The 26,460-nt window shown below is 61.3% G+C and carries 25 protein-coding genes; 10 read left to right on the top strand and 15 right to left on the bottom strand.

The window, feature by feature from the left end; translation table 11 throughout:
• The first annotated feature begins 82 nt into the window (after nt 1–82).
• From J2857_RS20280 to J2857_RS20265, 4 genes are read left to right on the top strand one after another with little or no spacing between them, the layout of a single operon-like run.
• Complete coding sequence (locus tag J2857_RS20280) at nt 83–1,549, top strand: multicopper oxidase family protein (protein ID WP_210011915.1); 1,467 nt, start codon at nt 83–85, stop codon at nt 1,547–1,549.
• A gap of 14 nt (nt 1,550–1,563) precedes the next feature.
• On the top strand, nt 1,564–3,780 hold the full coding sequence (locus J2857_RS20275; RefSeq protein ID WP_210011914.1) for a copper-transporting P-type ATPase: 2,217 nt from the start codon (nt 1,564–1,566) through the stop codon (nt 3,778–3,780).
• Entirely contained in the window at nt 3,777–3,971 is a 195-nt protein-coding gene (locus J2857_RS20270; protein WP_210011913.1) for a DUF2933 domain-containing protein, read from the top strand. Before J2857_RS20275 ends, J2857_RS20270 begins: the two co-directional genes overlap by 4 nt.
• On the top strand, nt 3,968–4,129 hold the full coding sequence (locus J2857_RS20265) for a hypothetical protein (RefSeq protein WP_210011912.1): 162 nt from the start codon (nt 3,968–3,970) through the stop codon (nt 4,127–4,129). Before J2857_RS20270 ends, J2857_RS20265 begins: the two co-directional genes overlap by 4 nt.
• 145 nt (nt 4,130–4,274) lie before the next feature.
• Here the strand turns inward: J2857_RS20265 and J2857_RS20260 are convergent, their stop codons facing one another.
• Both J2857_RS20260 and J2857_RS20255 read right to left on the bottom strand, forming a co-directional pair.
• Entirely contained in the window at nt 4,275–5,450 is a 1,176-nt protein-coding gene (locus J2857_RS20260; protein ID WP_245363617.1) for an ATP-binding protein, read from the bottom strand.
• A gap of 188 nt (nt 5,451–5,638) precedes the next feature.
• Nucleotides 5,639–6,355, bottom strand: coding sequence for a response regulator transcription factor (locus tag J2857_RS20255; protein ID WP_210011910.1), 717 nt, complete (start codon nt 6,353–6,355; stop codon nt 5,639–5,641).
• Between the two features lie 205 nt (nt 6,356–6,560).
• Between J2857_RS20255 and J2857_RS20250 the strand changes: the two genes are divergently transcribed.
• The 4 genes from J2857_RS20250 (at nt 6,561) to J2857_RS20235 (ending at nt 8,820) form a co-directional block, all read left to right on the top strand.
• Nucleotides 6,561–6,866 (top strand): hypothetical protein, encoded by a 306-nt coding sequence (locus tag J2857_RS20250; RefSeq protein ID WP_245363614.1) that lies wholly within the window; start codon nt 6,561–6,563, stop codon nt 6,864–6,866.
• Nucleotides 6,867–6,946: 80 nt separating this feature from the next.
• On the top strand, nt 6,947–7,873 hold the full coding sequence (locus tag J2857_RS20245) for a sterol desaturase family protein (RefSeq protein WP_210011909.1): 927 nt from the start codon (nt 6,947–6,949) through the stop codon (nt 7,871–7,873).
• Nucleotides 7,870–8,133 (top strand): cysteine rich repeat-containing protein, encoded by a 264-nt coding sequence (locus J2857_RS20240; RefSeq protein ID WP_210011908.1) that lies wholly within the window; start codon nt 7,870–7,872, stop codon nt 8,131–8,133. The genes J2857_RS20245 and J2857_RS20240 overlap by 4 nt, the downstream gene beginning before the upstream one ends.
• Nucleotides 8,134–8,157: 24 nt before the next feature.
• Nucleotides 8,158–8,820, top strand: a complete 663-nt coding sequence (locus tag J2857_RS20235) for an SH3 domain-containing protein (protein WP_210011907.1) — start codon at nt 8,158–8,160, stop codon at nt 8,818–8,820.
• A 63-nt stretch (nt 8,821–8,883) separates the two neighbouring features.
• On the opposite strand, the gene J2857_RS20230 is transcribed toward J2857_RS20235, so the two are convergent.
• The 13 genes from J2857_RS20230 to J2857_RS20170 form a co-directional block, all read right to left on the bottom strand.
• Nucleotides 8,884–10,467, bottom strand: a complete 1,584-nt coding sequence (locus tag J2857_RS20230) for a gamma-glutamyltransferase (protein WP_210011906.1) — start codon at nt 10,465–10,467, stop codon at nt 8,884–8,886.
• Between the two features lie 25 nt (nt 10,468–10,492).
• Nucleotides 10,493–10,930, bottom strand: coding sequence for a RidA family protein (locus tag J2857_RS20225; protein WP_210011905.1), 438 nt, complete (start codon nt 10,928–10,930; stop codon nt 10,493–10,495).
• Between the two features lie 27 nt (nt 10,931–10,957).
• A complete protein-coding gene (locus J2857_RS20220; RefSeq protein WP_245363613.1) occupies nt 10,958–12,001 on the bottom strand; it encodes an AbrB family transcriptional regulator in 1,044 nt (347 codons plus the stop codon).
• Between the two features lie 14 nt (nt 12,002–12,015).
• The gene (locus tag J2857_RS20215) at nt 12,016–13,335 is read right to left on the bottom strand and encodes an amidase (RefSeq protein WP_210011903.1); all 1,320 of its coding nucleotides are present in this window, start codon (nt 13,333–13,335) and stop codon (nt 12,016–12,018) included.
• Nucleotides 13,332–14,729 carry an amidase gene (locus tag J2857_RS20210; RefSeq protein ID WP_210011902.1) on the bottom strand — a complete coding sequence of 466 codons (1,398 nt, stop codon included), beginning with the start codon at nt 14,727–14,729 and terminating at the stop codon, nt 13,332–13,334. Before J2857_RS20210 ends, J2857_RS20215 begins: the two co-directional genes overlap by 4 nt.
• Nucleotides 14,719–15,591, bottom strand: coding sequence for a hypothetical protein (locus tag J2857_RS20205; protein WP_210011901.1), 873 nt, complete (start codon nt 15,589–15,591; stop codon nt 14,719–14,721). Before J2857_RS20205 ends, J2857_RS20210 begins: the two co-directional genes overlap by 11 nt.
• Nucleotides 15,575–16,237 carry an isochorismatase family protein gene (locus J2857_RS20200; protein ID WP_210011900.1) on the bottom strand — a complete coding sequence of 221 codons (663 nt, stop codon included), beginning with the start codon at nt 16,235–16,237 and terminating at the stop codon, nt 15,575–15,577. The genes J2857_RS20205 and J2857_RS20200 overlap by 17 nt, the downstream gene beginning before the upstream one ends.
• 82 nt (nt 16,238–16,319) lie before the next feature.
• Nucleotides 16,320–17,453, bottom strand: a complete 1,134-nt coding sequence (locus J2857_RS20195) for an ABC transporter substrate-binding protein (protein ID WP_210011899.1) — start codon at nt 17,451–17,453, stop codon at nt 16,320–16,322.
• Nucleotides 17,454–17,569: 116 nt separating this feature from the next.
• Entirely contained in the window at nt 17,570–18,640 is a 1,071-nt protein-coding gene (locus J2857_RS20190; RefSeq protein WP_210011898.1) for an ABC transporter substrate-binding protein, read from the bottom strand.
• A gap of 103 nt (nt 18,641–18,743) precedes the next feature.
• Nucleotides 18,744–20,774 carry an ATP-binding cassette domain-containing protein gene (locus J2857_RS20185; RefSeq protein WP_210011897.1) on the bottom strand — a complete coding sequence of 677 codons (2,031 nt, stop codon included), beginning with the start codon at nt 20,772–20,774 and terminating at the stop codon, nt 18,744–18,746.
• Nucleotides 20,771–21,700, bottom strand: a complete 930-nt coding sequence (locus J2857_RS20180) for an ABC transporter permease (RefSeq protein ID WP_210011896.1) — start codon at nt 21,698–21,700, stop codon at nt 20,771–20,773. Before J2857_RS20180 ends, J2857_RS20185 begins: the two co-directional genes overlap by 4 nt.
• A 65-nt stretch (nt 21,701–21,765) precedes the next feature.
• A complete protein-coding gene (locus tag J2857_RS20175; protein WP_210011895.1) occupies nt 21,766–22,800 on the bottom strand; it encodes a leucyl aminopeptidase in 1,035 nt (344 codons plus the stop codon).
• Nucleotides 22,801–22,813: 13 nt separating this feature from the next.
• The gene (locus J2857_RS20170; RefSeq protein ID WP_210011894.1) at nt 22,814–24,289 is read right to left on the bottom strand and encodes a 4-hydroxyphenylacetate 3-hydroxylase N-terminal domain-containing protein; all 1,476 of its coding nucleotides are present in this window, start codon (nt 24,287–24,289) and stop codon (nt 22,814–22,816) included.
• Nucleotides 24,290–24,890: 601 nt separating this feature from the next.
• Here J2857_RS20170 and J2857_RS20165 point away from each other — a divergent pair.
• Together J2857_RS20165 and J2857_RS20160 are read left to right on the top strand one after the other, a co-directional pair.
• Nucleotides 24,891–25,583: a FadR/GntR family transcriptional regulator gene (locus J2857_RS20165; RefSeq protein WP_210011893.1), complete on the top strand. Its 693-nt coding sequence runs from the start codon at nt 24,891–24,893 to the stop codon at nt 25,581–25,583.
• Nucleotides 25,584–25,632: 49 nt separating this feature from the next.
• Entirely contained in the window at nt 25,633–26,169 is a 537-nt protein-coding gene (locus J2857_RS20160) for a flavin reductase family protein (RefSeq protein ID WP_210011892.1), read from the top strand.
• Nucleotides 26,170–26,460: the final 291 nt, after the last annotated feature.

The raw sequence follows: 26,460 nt of genomic DNA, 5'->3' as shown, positions 1-26,460 counted from the left end.
TGCCTGATGACCCGGCCGCCTATCGGCTGGCCAACCCTTCATCAGCACTGTCGGCATGCCGACATAGATCGAGAGGCATATCATGTATCGCCGTCAATTCCTGAAGACGCTCGCCGTGAGTGCGGCAGTCGTCTCGCCTATCCTCAATTCCACCCGTGCGTTTGCAAATCCCACTCCCACCGATCTTGTCATCGGAAAGCGAACCCTGGACATCAATGGCAAGGCTGCGTCCGTCTTCGGACTGGGCAGCCGCAGCGGCAAGCCCGGCCTCGTGCTGGATGAGGGCACGGACTTCAACATCCGCCTCCTCAACGAGACATCCGAAGACACGCTCATCCACTGGCATGGCCTGACACCGCCGTGGAACATGGATGGCGTACCGGACAATCCCGCCGCCTTGCTGACTGGCAAGGAAACACGGGACTACACGTTCCCTGTCGGCCCTGGCGGCACCCACTGGATGCACGCCCACACCCTGCAGGAACAGAGCCTGCTCGCCGCGCCGCTGATCGTCCGCACGGCGGAAGACCGTGCCCGCGACGAACAAGAGGTCGTGATCCTGCTGCACGATTTCTCCTTCAAGTCTCCGGAGGAGTTGCTTGAAGGGTTGAAGGGCGGCGGCTCACGACATGGCGACATGCAGCCGGGCCACCAGAGCATGATGTCGATGATGTCGAACATGCAGGGACATCAGATGCCGATGAAAGGTATGTCAGCAACGGGCATGCCGATGATGGGCATGCCCGCCATGGACCTCAACGACATCGAATACGATGCCTATCTCGCGAACGACCGCACCCTGGATGATCCGGAGGTCGTCAGTATCGAGAAAGGCGGCCGGGTACGCCTGCGCATCATCAACGGTGCAACCGCCACCGCCTTCACCATCGATACCGGCGTCGTCGCCGGCAGCCTCGTTGCGGTGGACGGCATCGATATAAGGCCCGTTTCGACCAGCCGCTTCCCGATCGCGATGGGACAGCGCCTCGACATCCGGCTGGAACTTCCCGCAGGCTCCGGTTCCTACCCCGTCCTCGCGCTTCGCGAAGGCGCGAAGGAACAGACCGGCATCATTCTTGCGACCAAGGATGCTGCCGTTGGAAAGATCAGTTCAACAGCCTCGGAGACCGGTCCTGTTCTCGGTCTGGGTCTGGAGCAGCAGCTTCGGGCTGCAACCCCTCTCTCCGCCCGGTCACCTGACCATCAGTACGCCATCACACTGGCGGGTGACATGGCCGCGTACACCTGGGGCATCGATCCGCCCGCGCCATTGAACGTTTCCAAAGACAAGCGGGTCCGCCTCACGATGCGAAACATGTCGATGATGGCGCACCCGATGCACTTGCATGGGCATCATTTCCAGGTCGTCGGCGTCAATGGCCGGCAATTCCGCGGAGCCGTCCGGGATACGGTCCTGCTGACGCCGATGGCCGAGGTTGTGGTGGAGTTCGATACCGCCAATCCCGGACGGTGGCCGCTTCACTGCCACCACCTGTACCACATGGCCACCGGGATGATGACTTACATCGCCTACGACGGCGCAATCTGATCAGGAGACCTGACATGGCACACGACCACCATGAACATGCCCACCACGATCACGATCGTCAACACGAAACGAACGGGACGGAGCCTGTGAAGGCTCCGTCCCAAGCTCCCGCCGGAGACGGGATCATCTACACCTGCCCGATGCACCCGCAGGTCAGGCAGATCGGACCGGGGAACTGCCCCATCTGCGGCATGACGCTCGAACCCGAAACGCCTGCGGTCGAGACCGGGCCTAGCTCGGAACTGGTCGACATGCAGCGCCGCTTCTGGATCGGCCTGGTGCTCTCCCTTCCGGTGCTCGCCCTGGAAATGGGTGGCCATCTGACGAACCTGCACATGCTGCTCGGTGCGCAAACCTCGAACTGGATCCAGATGGTCCTGGCGACACCAGTCGTCCTCTGGGCCGGATGGCCGTTCTTCGAGCGAGGCTGGCGGTCCGTTCTGACGCGCCACCTCAACATGTTCACGCTGATCGCCATGGGCACAGGCGTCGCCTGGATTTACAGCGTTGTGGCGACGATCGTGCCGGGCATATTTCCGGAGACGTTCCGCTCCGCCGAAGGCGCGGTAGCCGTCTATTTCGAAGCAGCGGCGGTGATCACCGTCCTGGTGCTGCTCGGCCAGGTCCTCGAACTGCGAGCCCGCGAACAGACAGGCGGTGCGATCCGTGCCCTTCTCGACCTGGCTCCCAAAATGGCGCGGCGCGTGAAGGCCGACGGTTCCGACGAGGACGTCGGCCTCGATGCTGTGGTCGTGGGAGACAGGTTGCGTGTTCGCCCCGGCGAAAAAGTGCCGGTCGATGGCACGCTTCTGGAAGGACGAAGCTCTGTCGACGAATCCATGATCACCGGGGAATCCATGCCGGTAACCAAGGAAGCCGGCTCGAAGCTGATCGGGGGGACGATGAACCAGACCGGCGGCTTCGTCATGGAAGCCGGAAAGGTCGGGCGCGACACGATGCTGTCACAGATCGTCCGGATGGTCGCGGAGGCACAGAGGTCCCGTGCCCCCATCCAACGCCTGGCAGACACGGTGTCCGGTTGGTTCGTTCCGGTGGTGATCGCGATCGCCATGGCGTCCTTCATCACCTGGATGCTGATCGGTCCGGAGCCCAGGTTTGCTCATGGCCTTGTTGCGGCCGTCGCCGTCCTGATTATCGCCTGCCCCTGTGCGCTCGGCCTGGCGACCCCGATGTCGATCATGGTCGGCGTCGGGCGCGGCGCGAGACTTGGCGTGCTGATCAAGAATGCCGAAGCCCTGGAACGCTTCGAGAGGATCGACACGCTGGTCGTCGACAAGACCGGGACCCTGACCGAAGGGCGGCCGAAGGTCACGGCAATCGCACCACGCGAGGGCATTGCCGAAACCGAATTGCTCCGGCTCGCAGCAACCCTGGAACGGTCAAGCGAGCATCCGTTGGCGCTTGCCATCGTCAATGCCGCGAATGAACGTAACGTTCCTCTCGGCGATGCCCAGGATTTCGATAGTCCGGTCGGCAAGGGGGTGACGGGTACCGTCGAGGGCAGGAAGCTGATCCTCGGCAGCCACCGGATCATGGGTGAGGCTCATGTTGACGTGTCCGACATGGCGGCCAAGGCCGAGGAGCTGAGGAATGAGGGGGCGACGGTGATCTTCATGGCTGCCGATGGCGTCCTGGCCGGTCTCTTCGCCATCGCCGATCCCATCAAGGCAACGACGCCGGAAGCCATGCGGCAGCTCGTTGCCGAAGGCGTTCGGGTGGTGATGCTGACGGGCGACAACAAGACGACTGCCCAGGCGGTTGCGCGAAAGCTCGGCATCACCGAGGTCGAGGCGGAGGTCCTTCCCGAGGACAAGAGCAAGATCGTCGCCCGCCTTCGCGGCGAACGCAGGATCGTCGCCATGGCCGGGGATGGCGTCAACGATGCCCCAGCGCTTGCCGCCGCCGATGTCGGCGTTGCGATGGGTACGGGCACTGACGTGGCCATCGAGAGCGCAGGCGTCACCCTTCTGAGGGGCGACCTCCAGGGCATAGTACGGGCGCGGCAGTTGAGCCGGATGACGATGCGAAACATCCGCCAGAATCTCTTCTTCGCTTTCATTTACAACGCAGCGGGCGTTCCTGTCGCAGCGGGCGTTCTCTATCCGGCCTTCGGCATCCTGCTATCCCCTATCATCGCCGCTGCCGCGATGGCGCTTTCTTCTGTCAGCGTGATCGGCAATTCCCTCAGACTCAGGAGCATCAGCCTATGAGTTCGTCCCGTGCATGGCTCCTCACGGCAGCCTCCCTCATCGTCATCGTCGTCTTCTTCATCCTCCGCGAACACTGGGCACATGCCCTCGGTCTCGCACCATACCTTCTGCTGCTGGCCTGCCCGCTCATGCATCTCTTCCACGGTCATGGCGGGCATGAAGGGCACGACCACAAGGATCGCACCCCATGACCCATGAGCGCTCGGCATCCAGTACGACCATCGTGTCCGCCCAACCTGAAGACGTGTTCGCGTTCCGTGATGATCCGACGGTTTTCGGCGCCCACATGGAGAAACCGTCGGGCGAGCAAGGCAGAACGGCTCTCGCCTCGGCTGCAGAACTCGACTGATCGCTGCCCGTAATCGAACTCTGCCATGCCGCTGACCCGACGAAGAAAACCCCGAGCCGCAGTTCAGCTTATGGCGGCGCGGGGCCTTTATGCTCCTCACCCCCTGGCCACTCTGAATGCACGGTCTTGATACCCAAAGCAGGCTTCAGCCCCGAAACAGCGGCAAACGCACAATGATCCTCGCTCCGCGGACCGGAGCATCGTCGATCGCCAATGTTCCGCCATGGGCCTCCACCAAATTGCGGGCCACTGCAAGGCCAAGGCCGGCTCCACCGGTCTTGCGGGCGCGTGATGTTTCGAGCCGCATGAAAGGCTCAATCAGGATTTCTCGCTGATCGATCGGAATGCCTGGCCCCTCATCGTCAATCGTCAGCCTCAGCCATTCCCCTTCAACAATCAGCCTCAGATGCGCCGCGCTGCCATATTTCAGCGCGTTGTCAATCAGATTCGCGAAAATGCGCCTGAGTGCCAGCCGGTCGCCTATCAAAAGTGCAGCCTCGGTTGCAGCCTTCGGTTCCGTCTCGGCTGGAAGGACAGCCAAGGTGACGCGCCCTCCGGCTGCCCGGCGGTCGGCTACCTCTGCCTCCAGTAACGGCACGATGTCGAATAGCTCCTCGTCCAATGCACCGACACCGGCGCGACCGGCAAGCATTGCGTTGTCGAGCAGTTCGATCATGTCGTTTATGTCGGCCACGGCTTTCTCCCGCACCCCTTCGTCCGGAATATGTTCCAGCCGCAGCCGCAGCCGCGTCGCAAAGGTTCGCACGTCGTGCTGTATGCCGCCAATCAGAGCGAGCCTTGCCCTGACGATCGCATGAAGCCGTGTCTGCAGCCGCTCAAAAGCTTTGAACAGTGCTTGCGTTTCGGGTGCGGCACCTTTCAGCTCCGGCAAAGGAACCGGAGTGTCGATCGGATCGATCCGGTCGACGGCTGCGGCCAACCGCGTCAGCGGGCGGATCTCACGGTGAAGGGCGATCATGGCCACGACCCCGAAAAGCGTGCCTATGAGGCCGGCGCCGAGCCCCACCGGCAGGCCGAACCACGTGACGATGAAAGGCGTGCGAGTCTCCATGACCAACACCCGTTCCGGCGAAAGCCGGACACGGAACTGGATGGGGTTCACCACGCCCTTGAAGAGAAGCGGCCGCCTTATCCGGCGCCCCGGCGTGAGGAGGCGGATCGAAAGAAGATCCTTACCCAGCACCTCGCGATAGATCCGATACTCGGTATTGTCCCATAGATCGGTAGTCTCTCCGGGCGGCAAGTCGGTCCCGGTGATCCGCATATCAAGGATCGGTGAACTCGCGGCATCGATCAGCAAGGGCCACCGATCCTCCGGCTCACTCTTCAGAAGAGTGGCAATCGCTGCGATTTGCCCGGGCGGAGGATTGGAAGCCGTTCGGCCGAGGCCATTCGCAAGATAATAAAAGGAGATAAGCGCGATCCACAGGGCTAGCAAGCCGGCGCCGCCAATCGCGATCAACCTCCGAGAAAGGCTTAAGCGCAACATCACGTCACCTGGCGCACCGGCACCGTCAGCAGGTAACCTCCATTGCGAACCGTACTGATGAGATTGCTGCCGGGACTTGCCGCATCCAGTTTCCTGCGCAGCCGCGAGACGAGCAGGTCGACCGTCCGGTCAAAAGGATCGGCCGTGCGGCCATGGGTCCAGTCGAGGATCTGGTCGCGCGAGAGCACCCGGCGCGGCCTCAGCACGAAACAGGAGAGAAGCTCGAATTCGCCGCTGGTCAGCGGCACCAGCCCGCCGGGCTCCACTTCAAGCTGCCGCGCGTCGAGATCGGCGACGAAACGGTCGAAGACGAAGCGCCGGCTCGACGGCTGGAAGGGTTGCGGCGAAGCCCTTCGTAAAAGTGCCCGGACACGCGCCAGAAGCTCGCGTGGCCCGAAGGGCTTGACGAGATAATCGTCGGCACCGAGTTCCAGACCCACGACACGATCTGTCTCGTCGCTTTTCGCTGTCAACATCAAAATCGGCAGCGGCCGCGTGGCGCGAACGCGACGGCAAACCGAAAGGCCATCCTCGCCGGGCATCATAAGGTCGAGGATCATCAGGTCGGGCTCGCGGCGGCGGAAGATTTCATCCATGGCGCGGGCATCCTCCGCCATCTCCACGGCGTAATCCTCTCGCGACAGGAAATCGCCGACGAGCTGCCTTATCTCGGCATCGTCATCGACAATCAGAATGGTGGCCATGGGTCGGTTCATTTCGAAACCATGGCGAAGCGGTTTCACGAAATCAAGCTGCGCGGGACCGCCGATACAAAATGCTACAAGCGAACAACAAAAGCTTACGTTTTGAGAACTGCACGACAAAACCCGCATACATCAGCAAACCATTCTTACCCTCGCATCACCGGCAGATTCCCTGAGACGATTGATGTGACGATCCAAACCATACGAGGATGGAAAGATGACCAAGACACTCGCCGCCTGCCTGCTTGCCAGCACTTTCGCGCTTCTTTCGGTCGGTCAGGCGAATGCCTGGACCCGCGACGGTTCGGTGAGTGGCCCGCGCGGAACCGCCTCTGTGCATGCGAATGGCAATTGTGCGTCCGGCTCCTGCTCGCGCAGTGTCACCCGCACCGGCCCCAATGGCTACAGCATGTCGCGCAACGGCTCGGCCTCCTGCGACGGCGGCACCTGCACCGGTTCGCGCACCACAACCGGTCCGCGCGGCAATACCGTTACCCGCTCAGGCAGTTTCCATCGTTACTGACCTGATCGGGGCGCCCGGCGGATTCCGAACCCCCTGGCTCAGGCCACCGGGCGTTCCTGTTGACCAAGCGAGGTTCTTCCATGTTCCAGAGCATCGTCGATCCATCCGTGCGCGGCGGTATCCTTGTCGTCGCGGCATCCTTCATGCTGCTCGAATACCTCATCGGCAGGTTGGCGCTGCACGATACCCATGACTTGAGGGAATCCGCCGCCTCCTTCGGCGTCGCGTTCATTCACAGCATTCTGCGCCCCGTGGAAGCAGCGGTTGTCGCCACGCCTTTCATGCTCGCCTATCGGTACCGCCTGATCGATATCGACATCACCGGTGCCGCGGGGGCTCTGGCACTCTTCCTCGCCGTCGATTTCGTCTACTACTGGCACCATCGGGCCTCGCATCATATCCGCTGGCTCTGGGCGACCCATGCAGTCCATCATTCACCGACGAAGCTCAACCTGACGGCTGCGATCCGGCTCGGCTGGACGGGCAGCATTTCCGGCAATTTCCTCTTCTTCCTGCCGCTTGCCTTTGTCGGCTTTCATCCGTTCGGGATCGTCGCCATGATGGGGCTCAATCTCGCCTATCAGTTCTTCATTCATACCGAGCTTTCGCCCCACCTCGGGCCGCTCGAATGGGTGCTGAACACACCGGCGCATCACCGCGTTCATCACGCTTCCAATCCCGGCTGCCTCGATAAGAATTTCGGCGGCATCCTGATCGTCTTCGATCGCCTGTTCGGCACATTCGCGGAAGCGCCCGCGACCGAGCCGCTGCGTTATGGCCTGCGTGGCCGCCCCCCGTCAGTCCATCCCGGCCGGATCGCTCTCGGCGAATGGGCGATGCTCTGGCGGGATTTCTGCCAGGCGCCAAATATAAGCAAGAAGCTCCGCGTGCTTTTCGGGCCGGTTGGTCCTTCACCCAGCATCTCGCTCAAACCGCCGCCGGCCGTCAATGACAGTCTGCCGTCCGAAACCAGCTCCATCACCAAAACCGAAGGACTATCCCGATGATCCGAAAGATCCTGTTCGCCCCCACGCTTTTCGCCCTGTTCATCGCGACACTTGCCGGTACAGCATCCGCCCAGACTCAGATCTCGCCAGAGATGCGCCAGAAGGCGATTGCGGTCGCACGCGCCTGCCGCGCTGATCTCACGACCTATTGCAACGGTGTCGACAGGGGCGAAGGCCGTATCGCCGCCTGCCTTAGACAAAACGCCGACAAGCTCTCCTCGCCCTGTCGTACGACGCTCGCAGACATGGCGCAGCGCTGACCAAACGCTCGGAAAGGAAGAACCATGTTCAGGAAACTGCTTCTCGCACTGGCAATGCTGGCGGGCATGTCATCCGTCGCCGCAGCTGCCACAGCTGCGGTCGCAATCGGCAACGTCAACCTGAGAGCCGGGCCGTCGAGCGTCTATCCGGTCGTGACCGTCGTGCCGGTCGGCGCCCGCATCACGACCTTTGGATGCGTCGCAGGTTACAGCTGGTGCGATATTTCGCTCGGTGTTTATCGGGGTTGGGTGTCGGCGAACTACATTCAGGTCGATTATCGCGGCGCGCCAGTCGTGCTGACGCCGGTCGTTGCACCCCGTATCGGCATCGTCGTGGTCGGCTATAACCGCGCCTATTGGGACCGCCATTACGTCCGCTATCCCTGGCATCATACCTGGCGCTATTACCCACCGGCCGCGGCGCCGCGTGTGAACTCATTCGACCGGTCGGTGGAATGCGCAAATGGAGCCTGCACCGCCACCCGATCGACGACCGGCATCTATGGCGGCTCGGCCACCCATACCCGTACCTGCAGCGGTGGCGAATGCTCAGCGACACGCGAACTCGTCGGCCCGCGCGGCAATACGACATCGCGGGTCCGCAATTGCAGCCGGCCTGATCAGTCCTGCTCTGTTACACGCACGGGCCCGCGCGGCAACTCTCGCACCCGCTTGTTCAACCGTTGAGGGGTACATCCGGCCCGGTTCCTGCGGCGGTTCTGGCAATCGTGGAAAACGTTTCCACCGGTTTTACCGGGCGTTAAAGCTTTCCTCAAGGCTGGTATCACCCCAAGGCGCCACGATCTCGGTGGCGCCGCAATTGCGGCCCTCGCTGCGCATCACGCCGACCGGCACCGCGAATGCATAAGGATGGACGGTGCGCTTGGCGGCAACAGTCGGCGCAATTCTGGCGAGTGCTGTCTGTATCTCCACCGACATATCCTCGTCTGCAATAATCTGCGACAGGCTGCTGACATCAATCCGCGGGTGATGGAAAGCCTCTTCCAGGCTCATGCCGAAATCGACCATGAAGCTGATCAGATTGGTGACGGCCGGCAGGATCTTCCGTCCGCCAGCTGCGCCGATCGCAAACATCCGGCCGCGATGTTCGCCGATCGTCGGGCAGACATTCATCAGGCATGCCTTGCCGGGCGCAAGCGAATTGGGTTTTCCCGGTTCCGGGTCAAACCACATGATACCGTTGTTCATCAGCATGCCGGTTGATTGGGATACGACCCGACTGCCGAATTTCGACAGAAGCGTCTGGGTGACATTGACCATGTTGCCGGCCTTGTCGACGATACTGAAAGATGTCGTGCAGGGTGCGGCATCCGCATCGCCGCTTTCGTCGCCGGCATTCTCAAGCCGATCCTGATAGGCCGCCCGCAAGGCACGGGCCATCGCGGCATAACTGCCGGAATCGGGGCTTTTGCCGGCCCGGAGTTCACCTTCCATCTGCCGCAGCGTCGTCACCAGTTCACTGCCTGCGCTGAGACCCGAAGGCGCGTGGATCGTTGCATCCCTGTAGGAGACGGTGCGGGTTGGGTTGACGCGGGCGCGATAGGCTCTCAGGTCCTCGTGCGACAACGGGTTGCCCTTGTCGCGCATGTCGGAGACGAGCGCTTCGGCGAGCTGACCTTGGTAGAAATCTCGCGGCCCGGCTTCCGCCAGACGTTGTAGCGCGGCAGCCATCGCCGACTGGTCCAGCCGGCTTTCCTTGATATCGGTCCAGCCGGCGATGTTCGGCCACTGCCCGTCGACGAGGAAAAGTCGTGCCGCATCCTTGTCCTTCGCCAGCTGGCGCGTCACCGAAGCGATCATCAGCGAGGCATACCAGTCGACGAGCATGCCCTTTTCGGCCAGTGCCACGGCAGGCGCCAGAAGCTCCGCCCAGGGCCGCGTCGCATAACGCTGATGAGCGAGTTCCATACCGGCCACCAGGCCGGGTACGGCAATCGAATGGGGCCCAAAGATATTGCGGTCGCCCTTGACCCGCGCCCAGGTAAAAAGATCCGACACGCCGCCGCTTTCGACCAGCGGATAATCCGAAAGCTTTAGCCCGACCGGTGCGCGCATGCCAAACTCAATCGTCTCGGCACGCGTCTCGCCGGCCCGCCAGAGCGTCATCATCCCGCCGCCCATCGGTCCGCTCATCCACGGTTCGACGACGCCGAGCGCGAAGGAAGTGGCTATCGCCGCATCCATCGCATCGCCGCCTTCGGCCAAGACTTTCGCACCGACCTCGGCTGCCGTCCGATGATGCGCGGCAACCAACCCGCCATCGGTCCAGACGACGTTCTTGGTGATGCGCTGCGTCTTCGAAAAATTGCTCATCGGGCCGTCCTCGCAGATGCGGATGTCAGTTGTCGTTCGGCACGTAGGCAATGACCTCGATTTCCAGCCCGCAATCCATGGGCGTGCGGCCGGCCTGCATGCGGGCGCGGGCAGGCAGCGCCTCGTGGCTGGAGAAATATTTTATGTAGACCTTCTCGAATTCTTCCGCCTGGGTCTGGTCACGCAGCCAGACATTCGTCTTCAGCAAGCAATCCATGTTGGAGCCCGCCGCCTCGACCAGTTTCTTGATATTCTCCATGACGATCTCGACCTGCCTCGAAAACGGCGTGTCGGGCATCGGTGGAACCTTGGTGCCAGCAGCACGTGCGGCGGCAACCACAGCGCAAAACGCCGCGTCGAAGGGCGCTAGCCCCGAAAGATAGAGCATATCGCCGTAGCGGACGCAGAGATTATAGGCGCCGCCATTTTCCGGCACGTCCGCCTTGATGATCTGCTTGTGCATTGAATTGTCTCCCTGTTGGTATTGGCTTTAGCTCGGCTTCCAGCGATGCAGCATGTGGACCATGCTGCGCGCCACGAAGGGGCCGAAGATCGAAACGGCGAAAAGGCGCAGCGTCTGCAACGTCATGACGAAGGTCATGTCGGCGCCGGCATTGACGGCGATCAGCGCGATAGAATCGATGCTGCCCGGCACCGTCGCCAGAAGCGCGCTCATCAGATCGATGCCGGCGACGACCGAAAGCACAGCGCCGGAAACGCCGCAAAGCAGCATCAGCAGGAATGCGGCGCCGACAAGCGACGGCAGTGCGCGGGCACCGGCGCGCAAGATATCCGGCGTCATCCGAAGACCGATATGCGCACCGAAGGCGAGATAGGCGAGCGCCACCAGCCAGGCCGGCACGGCGAGATTGGCGCCGGTAACCTGCAGCGCCCCGCCGAGGGTTAAGGGCACAAGCGATGCAGCCGATGGAATAAAGCGCAGATAACGAGCGCTGAGCGCGCCGACGATTGCCAGACCCAGCACGACCGAAATCGAGACGAGATCCGGCGCAGACCCGGCAGCTGGATGCACAACTGCCGCACCGACGATAAAGAGCGCCGCGACGACCATTGTGGCGATAACCACCATCAGCCGCACCGTCTGGATCAGCGCCACAAGACGGCTGTCGAGCCCATGCTCGTGCGCCATGGCGATCACGGTGCCCGCCATTCCCGGCAGAAATCCCCAGATCGCCACCTCGCCGTCGATCCCCGACGTCCGTGCCGAAAACCAGCCGGCAAAGCAGGAGGCGAGAAAGGTCAGCGCCACGAAAACGATGACGATCGGCCAGATCTCGCCCATCCGCACCAGCAGCGCGGAATCGAGATGGGCGGCGATTAGGCACCCGGCGACACCCTGCGCCATGCGGTGAAGCACACCGGGAATGCGGACCTCGCAGCCGCCCCGCGCCATGACGATGCCGACCACCATCGGGCCGAGCATCAGCGCGGCGGGAAGCGACAGTAGTTGCAGGACCTGTCCAAGAGCGAGGCCCGGCACCAGCAGAAGCAGCCACTGCAACGGCGCTGCCAATGTCAAGACTTTCCTCACGACTTTTGCGGCCGCGCCTCGATGCCTGCTGCGCGCAAGCGATCTTCGACGGCAGCGGCCTGCCGCAGCAGGGCCGGATCCTGTCCGGGGCGGGCAACCAGTTGCAGACCGACGGGCAGGCCTGCCGGACCGAAACCGGCCGGAATGGTGACGCTCGGGCAGCCGAGCAGGGTCCAGCGGATATTGTAGGTCGCAGGCCCGGTCCTTTCGAGGCCAAGCGGTGCCTCCCCGGGTGCGGACGGAGTGACGAGGAAGTCCGCATCGCCGAACAGGGCGTCAAGATTGGAAAGTGCGTGGTCACGCGCTGCAAGCCCGGCCTGCCAGCCTGCAAAGGAGCTCTTCGCCTGCCGCTCCATGAAAGCATGGGTGTCCGGTCTCAGCTTGTCCCAATGAAGGTCGCGGTCGGTGCTGAGCGAGACCGAAGCTTCCCAGCCGAAGACACCGTCCTGTGCCGGCCCGAGCGCTTCGAACCAGTCCGGCACCGCCTGTGCGGACACGTCACCAAGCGCGGATGCGGCCCGTTCGAGCGGTGCGAAATCGGCGACAGGATCATGAACCGGCATGAAAAGACCCATCTTCGAAAGCGGCAAAGTGCTTTCAGGGGTGAGAATATCCGGTGCAAGCTCCGAACGCCGCATGCAGACCGAGACGAGCAGCGCCAGATCGCGGATGTCGCGCGCCATGGGCCCGACGATGTCGAGCGTCTGCGACAGCGGCTTGACGCCAAAGGTCTCGATCAGTTTTGGCGATGGTTTCATTGCCGCGACGCCGCAATAGGCGGCCGGGCGGATGGTGGAGCCGGAGGTCTGCGTGCCAAGTCCGAGCAAGATCAGCCCCGCGCCGAGCGCGGCCGCCGTGCCGCTGGAAGAGCCTCCGGGCGTACGTTTCGGATCGAACGGATTGACGGTGGCGCCGGGCGATGCGGTTGCAAACTCCGTCGAGACTGTCTTGCCCATGATGACGGCGCCGGCCTGGCGGGCGAGATGGACGACCGGTGCATCCCGGCAGGGCTGCCAGCCGGGATAAGCGGCAGAACCATATTCCGTCGGCATGTCGCGGGTTTCGATGACGTCCTTGATGCCGAAAGGAACACCGGCAAGCGGGCCTTCCGGCGCTATCGCTGCAAGTGCACGGGTCTTTTCAGGCGCGTGGTGGATGAACGCATGCAGCGACGGCTCGACCGCGGCGATGCGATCTAGCCAGACCTCGGTCACCGCCTCGGCGCTCAGCGTGCCGGAGGCGACGGCCTTGGCGATGGCGCGGGCGCTCATCGCGGCGATGTCGGCAGAAGCGGTTTTTGAAGAACTGATGGTCATGCTGTCACCTCGGACATGTTCGGGCGACGCATCGCCCATGGGCTGGCGGCTTCAAGCTGGCCGGCCAGACTGAAAAGCAGTGCCTCGGCACCAAAAGCCGCACCGAAATGCACGCCGACAGGAATACCCGCCTCGGTCCAGTAGAGCGGCACGCTCATGGCGGGGCAGCCGGAGGCGTTGAACACCGCCGTCAGCGGCGCGTGGTTCCAGAAGCGCTGAAAGAATTCCTCGACGCCAAGGCCCGCGCCCGAGAGATGGCCAAGTTTCGGAGCAACTTCTGCCGTCGTCGGCGAGAGATAGATGTCGTAATCGGAAAAATAGCGACCCATCGCCCGGCTCGACTGGTGCAGCGCGTCGATCGCGCCGAGATAATCTGTGCCGTATATTGCGTCACCCATCCTCACCCATTCGGCATTGACGGGTTCAAGCAGCGCCAGCGGGTCGGCGATGTTTTTTGCCTTGGCAAGGCTGCGCGTGCCGCGGGCGACGTTCACGGCCGAGACCGTCAGCCAAGCGCGCTTGATGGCTTCGCGATCGTATTTCGGTTCAGCCAGCTCGACCTTGTGGCCGAGTTTTTCGCAGAGCGCAGCCGCCGCTTCAACGGCTGCACGGCAATCGGCATCGCCGGTTATTTCCATTCCGATCCTGAGCGAGCGCGGCGGGCGCGAGACAGCGTCGAGGAAACTGCCTTCGACGGGCGGCGAACCCCAGGGATCGCCGATATCGGCGCCATGGGTGACATCCAGCATCGCCGCGCTGTCACGCACCGAACGGCTGATCGCATGCAGCGTCCCCATGCCACCGATGCCCTCGGCAACGGACGGCCCGGAAGGGTTGCGCAGGCGTGACGGTTTCAGGCCGAAGACGCCGCAGTGGGCAGCGGGGACGCGGATCGAACCCGCGCCGTCCGAGCATTGCGTCATCGGCAGGATGCCGGCCGCGACTGCCGCAGCCGCCCCACCGGAAGAGCCGCCCGGCGTGCGCGTCAGATCCCAGGGGTTCCGGGCAGGCCCGTGGAACGTGCCTTCGGTGGTGAAACTCAGCGCCAGTTCGGGCGTGTTGGTGCGGCCGAGAAACGCAAAACCCGCCTTTCGCAAACGGCTGCCGAGGGTGTTATCAGCCGGGCTTACGACATTCTCGTGAAGCCGCGTGCCCGAGGTGATCGGCATGTCTTTCAACGACACACCGGTATCCTTCAGCAGCAGCGGCACGCCTGCGAAGACACCTTCCGTGGCGTAGGATGTCTCTTCGGGAAAATGATGCACGACAGCGTTCAGGCTGGGGTTCAGTGCCGCAATCCGGGTCCTCGCTTCCTTGACGAAGTGATCTGCCGCTACCGCGCCACGTCGGACCAGGTCCGCCATGGCCAGGGCATCAAGACTGTCATAGTCCATGGTTTGTCCTTTCAAGTCCTGTTTCCGTTCCTACGGTCGCGGCCGCGTGCCAGAGAAGGATCGATGTTCCGGCCGGCAGTCGGGCTTCAAGACGTCGTCCTTTCAGGACAAGCATCCTTCGGCCCAGCCGCCGGCCGGCGGCTCCTCGTGCCTCAACCATAAAAACTCCGTCCGGTGGCAGGATCTGCATCGGATCAAATTGCCAGCCCATCGGCCCGGCTTCGATCGCCGTTTCGAAAGGACGGCCAAGCAGGCGCTCGGCTTCGTCCAGCCGACCACTCCAGATGAACTGGCGAACCTGGCTGGAAGAGATCCGTATTCCCTCGCGCTCCTGATCCCTGCATTCCCCGACCACGTGGGTCGCAAAACCGCAGACCCGGCCCATCGCCTGCAATAGCGGTACGTCTCCCGTACGGAACTGGCCGAAGCGGAAATCCGCGCCGGTCACCACGGCCGAGATGCCGAGCCGGGCGACGAGATGATCGAGCACGAAGCTCTCCGCAGGCTGGGCGGCGAATTGCGCATCGAAGGCAGGCGCGTAGATCAGATCGATCCCCGCCTCGGTCAGAAGCCGCCTCTGCACTGCATTGCCCGAGATCAGGAACCCCTGCTCTCCCCGGAAATGATGCCGCGGATGCGGATCGAACTGCAGGATTGCCAAGGGGCACCCCATCTTCCTCGACCGCCGCGAGGCCAGAGCGAGCAGCGCCCTGTGGCCGAGATGCAGCCCGTCGAAATTGCCAAGCAGCATAACCGAACCACGCAATTCGTCCGGCAAGACACCGGCGCCGTCATGGACGACCGGGGCTTGTGAAACGAAGCCGTCCTGCTCCATGGCAACCATGTCAGCCGAGTGTCGCATACCAGTCGATCACTTCTGATACGGGAATGCAGTCGGCATATTTCTTGTGCATGTCGTAGAGATTGGCGAAATGCGGGCTCTCATGCAGGTCGGCGACGCATTCGATCGGCACGATCGTCCGGTAACCGCGCGACAGGCTATCAACCACGGTTGCCCGCACGCAGCCCGAGGTCGAACCGCCGGTGACGATCACCGTATCGACCTTGTGATAGGTGGCGAGCGAAGCGACATGCGTCTCGAAAAAGGCGGACGGCATCTTCTTGTTGAGAATGACGTCGCCCTTGACCACATCGAGGCGCGGGTCGAGAGCTGCGCGCGGCGACCCCTCCTTGATGTTCTGCAAACTGTCCGGCGTATCGGTGCGGGAACCGAAGACGCCGCAATCGTCGCCGGTTTCCGAAAAGGCCACATAGGTCCAGATGACCGGCAGGCCGAGCCGGCGCGTCTCCTCAGCAAGTTTGTTGACATATTCCACCTGCCGCGGATCCGTCTCGTAAGCCGTCTTGTAGACGTCCGGCTGGGTATAGGCGCATTGCAGATCGACATTGACCAGCATCGGCCGGATGCCGAAGCCGTAACGCGGACGCGTGGGGTTCTTGCTCAGATGTTCGAACATCTGGCGGGCGGTCATATCGGACAGTTCCATGTCGGCTCCTGCGGCTGCACTGCAATCTTGGTGGCGAGGCCTCGGGTGCCGGCCTCGCCTTCTTTCGGGGGAAGCTCTTACCTCAGCCCCTGCTCATCCAGTCGAGCCAGCGAAGACGTACCTGGTCTGCGTTTGCCACCCACCATGCCTGGTCGATCTGCACGTTGCGGGCCGAATTTTCCGGATAGCCGGGAAGCTGCTGCTTCATGTTCTCCGGGATGTCGCCATAGATCGACGTATTCGCCAGGCTGAAGGGCATTTTCGTCGCAAAACCGAGAGAGCCCTTGGCCATCAATGCGTAGGCGATCAGCTTCTGTGCATTGGCGCTGCCAGGTGCCGATTTCGGGATGACCCAGTAATCCTGTTCGACGATGCTCTGGTTGAAGGTGAAATCCACCTTGCCGGTCCGTTTCTTTTCATCAAGCGTGCGCGACAAGCTCGACCCCATCAGGTCGACCTCGCCATTCTGCATCAGGACGCCCCACTGGGACGTCTTTTCGACCCAAAGATTGATCTTCGGACGCAACTCGTCGAGCGCCTTGAACGCGTCGTCGATATTGATCGGATAGATCTTCTCCGGCGGCACGCCGGCGGCCATCAGGGCGATCTCGAAGGAAGGCCGGGGCTGCGCATAAAGCGCACGGCGACCCTTGAAGCGGGTCGTATCGGCCCATTCCTTCCAGTCTTTCGGGCCATTCTTGCCGAACAGCGTCGTATTCCAGGCGATGACGGTCGAGAAACCCACCGAACCGACGCCGTATTCCTTGATCACCTTTGGATCGATCTGGTCCTTCGGCACGATCTTGAAGATCAGGTCATAGTCGATCTTCTGCAGAAGGCCCTTCTTCATCGCAAGCTCCATCTGGGTGCCCTCGGCATCCATCAGGTCCCATTCGACATTGCCGACATTTTCCATGACTTCGAGCTTGGCGATGTCAGGCACGGAGGCGGTCGAGACGTTGACGCCGCTCACCTCGGCAAACGGCCTGAACCAGACCTCCTTCATGGCGTCGGTGGAGGCACCGCCCCAGGTGCAGACGACGACGTCGCCCGAGCCCTTCAGCAGCGACATGTCCTGTGCGAGGGCGGGCTTGATACCGGCTGCAAGCGCAAGGCCTGCGGCTCCCATTCCGGCGAGAAAATTCCGGCGATCGAGTTCGATGCCAACATTTTCCGACGGGCCGGCAGGATTGGATGCGTCATTCTCTTTCATCATTGGATGATCTCCGGGTGGGATGGACGAGACAACATTCGGCATGCCGTGCCCCTGGCCGGCGCGAAACCCGCGCCGGCAAAAGGTAGAAATTGCGCTTTATAGAGTGATGGATCGACTTAGCGGCGGCTCAGCCAGTCCAGCCAGCGGGTCTGGACCTTGGCATCGTTTTCCAGCCACCAGCCGGCGTTGATGGTGAGGCTGTTGGCGGAGTTTTCCGGCGCACCGGGCAATTTGGCGAGTGTTTCCTTCGGCAGGCCGTCAAGCGCGGCCTTGTTGACCATGCTGTAGTAAGGCAGGAGTTTCAGCGACGCTCGCTGTCCTTCCCCACGCATCATCCAGGCGACGAGCTTCTGGGCATCCTTGACGTTCGGAGCTCCTTTCGGAATGGTCCAATAGGATTGTTCCATGACGCTCTGATTGAAGCCGATCGCCATCGGCTCCCCCTTCTCCACCTGCGCCATCGTGCGCGCCAGACTCGATCCCATAAGATCGACTTCCTTGTTCTGGATCAGCACGTCCCATTGCGAGGTCTTCTCCACCCAAAGATCGACCTTGGGGCCGAACTTTTCGAGAGCCTTGAACGCCCGATCGATATCGATGGGATAGACATCCTTCGGGGCCACGCCATCGGCCATCAGCATGATTTCCAGCGTCGGCTTCGGACGTGCGTAAAGCGCGCGGCGGCCCTTGAACTTGCTGGTATCGAAAAATTCGGTCCAGCTGGACGGGCCTGTCTTGCCCACTGTCTCGGTATTCCAGGCCATGATGGTGCCGAAAGCGATCGAACCGATACCGTATTTCGTCATCTGCGCCGGATCGAGTTGGTCCTTCGGCACCAGCTTGTACATCAGGTCGTAATCGATCGGCTCCAGCAGGTCGCCCTTCATGGCCTGCAGCATCTGGGCACCTTCGAAATCGACCACGTCCCATTCGACATTGCCGACCTGGCTCATGATCTTCAGCTTGGCAACGTCAGGGATGGAGGTGAAGGTGACGTCGATGCCTGTCGCCTTGGGGAAATCGCCATACCAGGCGGCATGCATCTTCTCGACGGTCGGGCCGCCCCAGTTGTTGACCACCAGCTTGCCGGTTCCCTTGAATTCAGCAGGTACTTCCTGAGCATGGAGGCCGATCGGCAATGACATCGCGAGAGCCACGAGGGCGGACAATCCAAATCTAGATTTCATCGGTCTCTCCTGTTGGAAGGTTGGCCCTTTGGAGTGCTTGGGAGGCATTCAGGGCGGTTGGGTCAAATTTTCTGCCTGTTTGATCGAGGCGGCTTTCAGTCCCTCAATGGGGCATGACATGTGCTGTTTCGGGAACCCAGAAAAGCCGGCGGACGGCGCCCTGTTCGGGAGTGTCGATCGTGCCATCCAGCGGCCGCGTCACCACAAGCGTGCCGTACGCGGTCGCGAACTGCATATGCAGCAGACTGCCGAGGAAACGAGCATTGGTCAGCGTGCCCTCGATCGCCCATTCCGGCGACGACTGGTTCTGGCCGGCGAGACGCACCGTCTCGGGCCTGACGCAGAGGATCGCCTCGCCCGCTCGGGCTTCTGCAAGCGGAAATGCCCGGTCGCCGCAGACTAGACTGCCGCCTTCGGCCATACCGTGAAAGAGGTTGGATTCGCCGAAGAAATTGGCAACGAAACTGTTCTGCGGCTTCAGATAGAGATCGCGCGGCGTGGCGACCTGCTGGACGCGGCCTTCGTTGATGACCGCAACACGATCGGACATGTTGAGCGCCTCTTCCTGGTCATGGGTGACGAAGATCACCGTCTGGCCGAGGCTCTGCTGCAGGCTGCGGATCTCGCGCTGCATATCGACGCGCAGGTTCCGGTCGAGCGCCGAAAGCGGCTCGTCCATCAGCAGCGCACGTGGGCCGAAGGAGATGGCGCGGGCAAGCGCAATGCGCTGCTGCTGGCCGCCGGAAAGCTGAGCGATCCGGCGTTCCGCGAAGTCCTGCATGTGGACTCGTTCCAGCGCCCATTTCACCTTGGCCTGCTGCTCGGTTTTCGAGACGCCGCGGGCGCGCAGCGGATAGGCTACGTTCTGCGCCACGGTCATATGCGGGAAGAGTGCATAGGACTGGAAGACCACGCCGATATCGCGCTGGTGCGGCGGCACGCGGGAAATGTCCCGCTTACCAAGCATCAGGCGACCTGCATCAGGCGTGATGAAACCGGCGACCAGCATGAGAAGCGTGGTCTTGCCCGAACCCGAAGGGCCGAGAATGGTCAGGAACTCGCCGGGCTTGACCGAGAAGTTCGCTTCCTCCACGACGACCTTATCGCCGTAGAACTTGCTCATGTGCTGGAAATCGATGCCATAACCATGTTGCTCTCCGGTTTTGGCACCGCCGGCTTCAGCGGCAGGGAGGATGGCTGGTGTGCCAAGGGGAGGTGCAGTTTTGAGTGCGACGTTCATGGTCTGGTATCCATTGGCAGGGAGGTCAACGGCGGGTGAGACTTGCGAATTCGCGGCAGCAGCGGCAGCAGTTTTTGCACGGCCGACGAGAACACCGGTCCGGGCGACTTTCCAGATGTTCCAGCCTGCAAAGGCGACAACCACAAGGAAAAGCTGGACGGATGCGATCGAGGTAATAGTCTTGTCGAGGCCATTCTGGCTGAGCCCGTCCCAAACTTTTCTAGGCAGGGTCTCGAAACGCGGGCTCGAGAGAAACTGCGCGAGCACGACTTCATCGAAGGAGAAAACGAAGGAGAAGATCGCCGCGGCGATGATTGCCGGTACGAGCAACGGCAGGATCACTTCGAAAAGCGTGCGGATCTGGGTGGCGCCGAGGGAGGCGGAAGCCCGTTCATAAGCCGGATCGAGGCTCGCGAGCCGTGACATGACCGGCATGACGACAAAGGGCAGAACGACGATGGCATGGGCGATCGCCAGCGCCCACATCGAACCGAGCAGACCGTTGCGGGCAAAGACGATATAAAGGCCGACCGAAATCACCATCAGCGGCACTATCATCGGTGCGATGAAGAACAACTTGAGGAACTTGGCGAGCGCCTTGTTCTCGACGCGCGACATGCCGATCGCCGCAGCTGTGCCGGTGATGGTAGCAAGAAGCGTCGCCAGACCAGCCACCTGCAGCGACAGGAGCGCGTCCCGGCCCCAGCGGGGGTCGTCGATCAGGTTATAATACCATTCGAGCGACAGTTCCTTCGGCGGAAAGACGATGGCGCTACCCGCGCCAAAACTGATCGGCACGATCATGATAACCGGCAGGATGATGATGACGAGCATCACCCAGCCATAGGCCTTCAAGGTACGGGCGGCGTTGCCCTGGACGAGGAGTTCCATCATTTCCCTCCCTTGTCGTAGATGCGGTCGATACCGGCGATGCGGTCGTAAAGGAAAAGCAGTCCGAGGCAGAAGACGAGCAGGACCATGGATGTGGCCGCCGCAAGCTGAAGGTTGCCGAGTTGCTGGATCTGGTCGCGTATCGCCATGACGATGGTCGGCGCGCGGCCACCGCCGAGAATGGCCGGCGTGATGAAGAACCCGAAGGCGAGCGTGAAGACCAGCATCGATCCGGCAACAAGACCTGGAAGGCTGAGCGGCATGTAGATGTCGCGGAATACCCGCGCCGGGCTTGCTCCGAGGCTGAGGCCTGCCCGAACATAGGCCGGATCGATCGCCTTCATGGCCGGGATCAGAGTCAGCACCATGAACGGCAAAAGGATATGGACCATTCCGATATAGGCGCCGAGCTTATTGTAGACGAGTTCCAGCGGACTATCGATGACACCGATGCCGACCAGGAGATTGTTGATGATGCCGCGCCGCTGCAGGATGATGATCCAGGCAAAGGTCCTTGCCAGAAAGCTCAGCCACAGCGTGATGAACAGCACGACGCCCATCCAGGCGGCAAAGCGCGAGCTGACGTTGACCATCAGGTAGGCGAGCGGATAGGCGAACAGCGCGCAGAGCAAGGTTGTGAAGAACGCGAGCTGAAGCGTAAACATCAGCAGCTTCAGATAGACCGGCTGCATCAGGTCGATATAGCCCTGAACCGAAAAACCGGTTTTCGTCCCCCCACCAAAGCTCATCCACAGCAGGACCAGCAGGGGCATGACGAAAACCCCGATCATGGCGACGGTCGGCAGCGCCATCAGCGAAACCGTCAGGCCCCGCTGCTGCCTCTGCCAGGCAGTGAGTGTCACAGTCGGCGCGTCAGGCAACAGCCTGTTGGCCTTTTCCGCAGGCTCGGATGCATCGATCGGAGTCATCGCTTCTCCTGTATTCTCCGCCGGTCAGGCATGGGATTGGCCCCCGGCATGGGGACCGATCCGGTTCAGACGGCCATTTCGGGAATGGCGATGCGGCCCTTATCGACGATCGTGAGATTGTCGAGCGACAGCGAGGTTTTGCGCAGCGGGATATCCATATGGCACATCGTGTCGTTCGTGCCGCCAAGCTCGGTATTCGGCCCCGTCGAAAACAGAACATTACCGTAATAGCTCAGCGAGTTGACGCTGATTTCCTGGGTTCGGGTGCGAGTGATTGCCCGGTGGAACCAGGTCGCGGTGTTGAGCAGGCCCCAGCCGATATGGCTGATCGCGTAGGCGCGCGGGTCCTTGAAGCTCTCCATGTAATCGCGCAGCAGCGGCGCATCCATTCCGTCCCCTTCGATATCGGTGACGAAACCGTCCTTGATGGTGAGCTTGACCGGGCTTTCTATCATCCGCTGGAAGGCGGTGACGGTGTCGCCCGGCATGATCATGACCGTCCCGTTGACCTTGCCGTCATGAGCCTGGCTCAGCACCTGGCCGGTACCCATGTGGTCCCAACGGCCGGGGATATCGGTGTAACCATACTGGGTCATCACCCGGTAGCCGCCCATTTCATAGGTGACGTCGGTGCCGACATCAGACCAGATCCGAAGCGTCTTTGCCTTTTCCAGAAGCTTTTCCCCGTATTCGATGCGGCGGCGCAGATCGGTATTCGGGAAGTTCTGGGCAAGCACGTCATAAGGCTCGCGAACGAACAGCATGCGGGCACCGGCAGCGCAGATCTCGTCCTGTTCTGGTGAAAACAGTGTGCCCATGACATCGATGATCAGGTCGGCCTTCTTCAAGGCCTCGATCACCGGCCGGTTGCCTGCGATCGCGGTCTTGCCTGTCGTCTGCCGGGCCGAGCGCTTTTCGCGCAGCGGCACGGTGATCTGGAAGGGCGTGGCACCCAGATCACGCGCCGCCAGCATGAAAGCCTGTGCATAATCCGCGCGGATATCGTCCTCGCAGAGGATGATGACCGTCTCTTCGGGTTTCATCGCGCAGAGCTTCAGCTGCTCAGTGAACAATTTCACCATTTCGTGTTGAGTAGGCATGGTTTGAAATCCTTCAGTCCAGCTCGGCAATCTTCTTGAGGTCCGCAACCATCGCGGACGTATCGAATTCAGCGACGAGACGCTCGCGCATGCGGGGCGCCGGGCTGGCATTGACGTTCTCGAAGAGCGCCACGCGGCCGGCGAGCGACGAGCAGGTCAGATCCCAGATGAAGTTCATCAGCTTCTCCTTCTGCATGCCGGTCACGCCCTTGCCTGGGAGGAGCTCTGCAAGATCCGGGCCAATGTCGGGATTGGCGAAGGCGGCCTTGCCGAAGCGCATAACGAGGCCCTGGCCACACATTTCCTGAAGCACATGGATGATATGTGGATAGTTGCGGATGGCGTAGAGACGGCCGGTGGTGATCATCATCACGTCCGGGCACATCACACCGCTCTCGTTGATCTCGGCATTGGCCTCGGCGGCGAGGATGAAGGCTTCGAGCGTGCGGTTATATTCGATGATCTCGGCAAGCATTGAACGGACACCCTGGATCTGGCCGGTGCCGAGCACTTCGGTCACCATCTTGGCGCAGGCGGCGAAGACTTCCGACTTCACCTTCAGACGGGTCAGCACATGGTAATGGGCAAACAGCGTCGCCTTGCCCGAGATCGCCGAAACATGTTCGTTGCCCAGATTGAAGATACGGTCCTTCGGAACGAAAACATCCTTGAAGATGACTAGCTGGTCGGCTTCCTCGCCCTTGTAACCGAGCGGATGATCGAAGGGATCGGCACCTGGATTGGACAACATCTCACGGCTGACAAGCTTGATGCCCTCTGAATTGATCGGAACCGCACCCCAGATGGCTGCTTCCGCCGGCGTGCCGGGATAGGCGAGATTGGAGAAGAAGATCTCGTTGGCCTGCGCCGCAATCGAGCCGACCGACTTCGCGCCGGAAATATAAACACCGTCCTTCTCAACCCGCTTGACGCGCAGCAACGAGGCGGCCTGGGCGAGCGGAGACGAACGATCATTCTGCGGGCCTGTCAGGCTTTCGGCGCATGTGATCGAGTTCATCCGGCCGAATTCGACATAACGCTGGACGTTTTCGACGAAATCCGGCTGGCATTCCGGAAAGGCGGACTTGAAATCCTTGAACAGATGCAGATGCGCCAGGATGCCGACGGCGAGTGTCGGACCGAGATCCGGCGGCCTACCGAAAGTGCCGACCGTCTTGCGGGATGTATATTCCATCATCATTCGCCGGCCGATCATTTCGTCCTTCGTCTCCGGCACCTGCCAGGAACGACCGGTGACAAGACCGGACTTCTTGTCGAGAACCGTGGTCGCCTCGGCATATTCCTCGCTGAACTGGTCGTCGAACATCGACGCCATCAGGTCGATACCGGCAGCAAGCGCCGGTTCGTCCATTACCTTGGCGATCTTGTTGCCATTCACCCAGAGTTGGCGGCCGTCATCGAGCGAGGCCTTGAACTCCTCGCCGGTTTTCAGCGCATGCTTGGGAATGATTGTCGTCATCGTGTTCATATCTGACTTCCGTCTTCTTCCGGGTCCGGCCCCAAGGTTGATTGGGCAGAATGGGCGCATAGGTTTCCTGCGATCCGGAGGGCCGGATCGGGCAAAAGCGTCGGGCTGTTTTCGCAGCATTCGCGCTGGATCGATTTCCAGGGATGAATTCGGTCGCATTTGGTTGATGCAACGGATCGGCACAACCAAATGCACAACCACAACATATCCTTTATCGAAAGCTAGACTTTGGTTGAGGGCGTTGCAAGCAATAATTTTCACGGGTTTCGTGAAATTTCGCAGTCGCAGCATGGAAATTCCCAAGCTCTATGCGTACAACTATTTGTAATTATTCAGTTATTTTACAGCGCGCGCTTCGTGAAAAAAATTTGAGCACCGCCATAATCGGCTATTTTATGTGCACAACCAAGCAATTCAACCGGCAACCAATATTCAACCAAATACAATATGGACATTTGGTTGCATCAACCATATACATTGGGTCGCATAAAAACCAAAACGGCGACCCCGCAGGGGCTGCCGAACAACAGGCACAGTTTTTCGGATGAAAGCCGGAAACCATATCCGGCTTGTGTCATTTCGAGAAATCTGGAGGAGCACCATGAACGCAGGCATCGACGTGAAAAACCCGCCCAATTCGATAGAGGAGGTTACCCAGGCCATTCTCGGCCTTGCGGAAAACGGCGACTTCCCCCCCGAACGACAGCTTGCCGAACAGATTGGCGTCAGCCGCCATATGCTGCGCAAGGCGCTTTCGACGCTGCGCGACGACAACAGGATTCCGGAAACCCAGTCCCGCAACGCGCAACCATCCAAAGGCAAGCCTCGCAGCGCAAAGCAGGCGATCGCTACCCGCGCCAATATCGCAAGCAGGACGAGCCCGGCGGAATTGTGGGAAGTCCGCCTGCTTCTGGAGCCGGAGATCGCGCGTCTGGCTGCGATCCGCGGCACCCCGACCGAGATCGACGATATCGTTGCCGCCCATTCACTGGCGGAGCCGACGGTTTTCGATCGCGGCAATGACAACCTGTTCCACCGGGCGATCGCGGTCGCGAGCCACAACATCCTAGCCGCCTATCTGCTCGAGCAGGTGATGGATCTGACATGGGAGGAGACGATCCGAACCCGGCTGCCGGCCTACACGAACGAAACCGGCTGGCGGCACCATGAAATCATCGTCGACGCCATTCGTGGCCGCAGGGCCGCCGAAGCTCAACAGGCGATGCACGAGCATCTGGTTGCGATCCTGAAATGGCTGAACGGCGGCGCCCCGTCGACACCGTCGGCAAAATAGAGAACCGACCTCCCCACCAATCCCGAAACGAGCGTCGAAAGGCAGGTGCATGATGATACCGAACGCGATGAATATTGCCGAGCAGACGGATGCGCCGCCGATCGACGCCGAGATATTCAGGGCGGCGATGAAAAAGGTCGCAACGCCGGTGACGATCATTGCCACAGGCGATGGCGACCTGCGCCACGGAATGACAGCCTCGGCAGTTTGTTCGCTCAGCGATCAACCACCGATGATCCTGGCATGCGTCAACCGCAACAGCGCCATCCTTCCGCATCTGCGCGCCAACGGCTACTTCTCTGCGAATTTCCTCGACGAAGGCCATGTGGAACTCGCCCAATGTTTTGCGGGAGTGACGAAGATCTACGGCTCCGATCGGTTTAACTTCGGTAAATGGAGCACGCTTGCCACCGGCGCGCCGATATTGGCGGACGCCTTAAGCGTGTTCGACTGCCGGCTGGAATGTGAATACGAGTCATCCACCCATGCCGTTCTCGTCGGACGGGTGGAAGCGATCGTCAAGGAGGGCTCGACTCGGGCGCTTATTTATTCCGGTGGCCGGTTCGGCTCCCCGACGCCGCTTTGAACGAAGCTCTGGCGGGTCACTAATCCAGTATTTAAGTTTGCCCTTGGAGCGTTTTGAACGACCGACGACGTGATCCATATCGGCAAACGACGTTTCGGAGAACTGGCTGTCGGAGAGGACCGCGTCAAGGCACCGCGGCCTGGTTCTTGTAGCCCCGCTCTCCGCCCGGTTCTCGGCATCTGGCATACCGGCCGCCGGCAAGGTTCGATCATCGATGCTCGATGCGGCGATGCACATCAGGGCATGCTTGGCTCTGTACCCTTACTTACCCTCTCAATTGCGGGGAGAAGG

This window comes from Neorhizobium galegae, assembly GCF_017877055.1.
In the GTDB taxonomy this organism is placed as follows: Bacteria; Pseudomonadota; Alphaproteobacteria; order Rhizobiales; family Rhizobiaceae; genus Neorhizobium; species Neorhizobium galegae_D.
The sequence above is the reverse complement of the archived record's forward strand: the minus strand, read 5'-3'. Positions and strand labels throughout refer to the sequence as shown.

Excerpts from the sequence above, each read along its gene's own strand:
- J2857_RS20280 (WP_210011915.1), top strand. The coding sequence starts at position 83 with ATGTATCGCCGTCAATTCCTGAAGACGCTCGCCGTGAGTGCGGCAGTC.
- J2857_RS20255 (WP_210011910.1), bottom strand. The coding sequence starts at position 6,355 with ATGAACCGACCCATGGCCACCATTCTGATTGTCGATGACGATGCCGAG.
- J2857_RS20235 (WP_210011907.1), top strand. The coding sequence starts at position 8,158 with ATGTTCAGGAAACTGCTTCTCGCACTGGCAATGCTGGCGGGCATGTCA.
- J2857_RS20165 (WP_210011893.1), top strand. The coding sequence starts at position 24,891 with ATGAACGCAGGCATCGACGTGAAAAACCCGCCCAATTCGATAGAGGAG.
- J2857_RS20215 (WP_210011903.1), bottom strand. The coding sequence starts at position 13,335 with ATGACCATCAGTTCTTCAAAAACCGCTTCTGCCGACATCGCCGCGATG.
- J2857_RS20205 (WP_210011901.1), bottom strand. The coding sequence starts at position 15,591 with ATGCGACACTCGGCTGACATGGTTGCCATGGAGCAGGACGGCTTCGTT.
- J2857_RS20245 (WP_210011909.1), top strand. The coding sequence starts at position 6,947 with ATGTTCCAGAGCATCGTCGATCCATCCGTGCGCGGCGGTATCCTTGTC.
- J2857_RS20175 (WP_210011895.1), bottom strand. The coding sequence starts at position 22,800 with ATGCCTACTCAACACGAAATGGTGAAATTGTTCACTGAGCAGCTGAAG.
- J2857_RS20210 (WP_210011902.1), bottom strand. The coding sequence starts at position 14,729 with ATGGACTATGACAGTCTTGATGCCCTGGCCATGGCGGACCTGGTCCGA.
- J2857_RS20200 (WP_210011900.1), bottom strand. The coding sequence starts at position 16,237 with ATGGAACTGTCCGATATGACCGCCCGCCAGATGTTCGAACATCTGAGC.
- J2857_RS20240 (WP_210011908.1), top strand. The coding sequence starts at position 7,870 with ATGATCCGAAAGATCCTGTTCGCCCCCACGCTTTTCGCCCTGTTCATC.
- J2857_RS20170 (WP_210011894.1), bottom strand. The coding sequence starts at position 24,289 with ATGAACACGATGACGACAATCATTCCCAAGCATGCGCTGAAAACCGGC.
- J2857_RS20270 (WP_210011913.1), top strand. The coding sequence starts at position 3,777 with ATGAGTTCGTCCCGTGCATGGCTCCTCACGGCAGCCTCCCTCATCGTC.
- J2857_RS20185 (WP_210011897.1), bottom strand. The coding sequence starts at position 20,774 with ATGATGGAACTCCTCGTCCAGGGCAACGCCGCCCGTACCTTGAAGGCC.
- J2857_RS20180 (WP_210011896.1), bottom strand. The coding sequence starts at position 21,700 with ATGACTCCGATCGATGCATCCGAGCCTGCGGAAAAGGCCAACAGGCTG.
- J2857_RS20195 (WP_210011899.1), bottom strand. The coding sequence starts at position 17,453 with ATGATGAAAGAGAATGACGCATCCAATCCTGCCGGCCCGTCGGAAAAT.
- J2857_RS20190 (WP_210011898.1), bottom strand. The coding sequence starts at position 18,640 with ATGAAATCTAGATTTGGATTGTCCGCCCTCGTGGCTCTCGCGATGTCA.
- J2857_RS20225 (WP_210011905.1), bottom strand. The coding sequence starts at position 10,930 with ATGCACAAGCAGATCATCAAGGCGGACGTGCCGGAAAATGGCGGCGCC.
- J2857_RS20275 (WP_210011914.1), top strand. The coding sequence starts at position 1,564 with ATGGCACACGACCACCATGAACATGCCCACCACGATCACGATCGTCAA.
- J2857_RS20160 (WP_210011892.1), top strand. The coding sequence starts at position 25,633 with ATGATGATACCGAACGCGATGAATATTGCCGAGCAGACGGATGCGCCG.
- J2857_RS20250 (WP_245363614.1), top strand. The coding sequence starts at position 6,561 with ATGACCAAGACACTCGCCGCCTGCCTGCTTGCCAGCACTTTCGCGCTT.
- J2857_RS20265 (WP_210011912.1), top strand. The coding sequence starts at position 3,968 with ATGACCCATGAGCGCTCGGCATCCAGTACGACCATCGTGTCCGCCCAA.
- J2857_RS20230 (WP_210011906.1), bottom strand. The coding sequence starts at position 10,467 with ATGAGCAATTTTTCGAAGACGCAGCGCATCACCAAGAACGTCGTCTGG.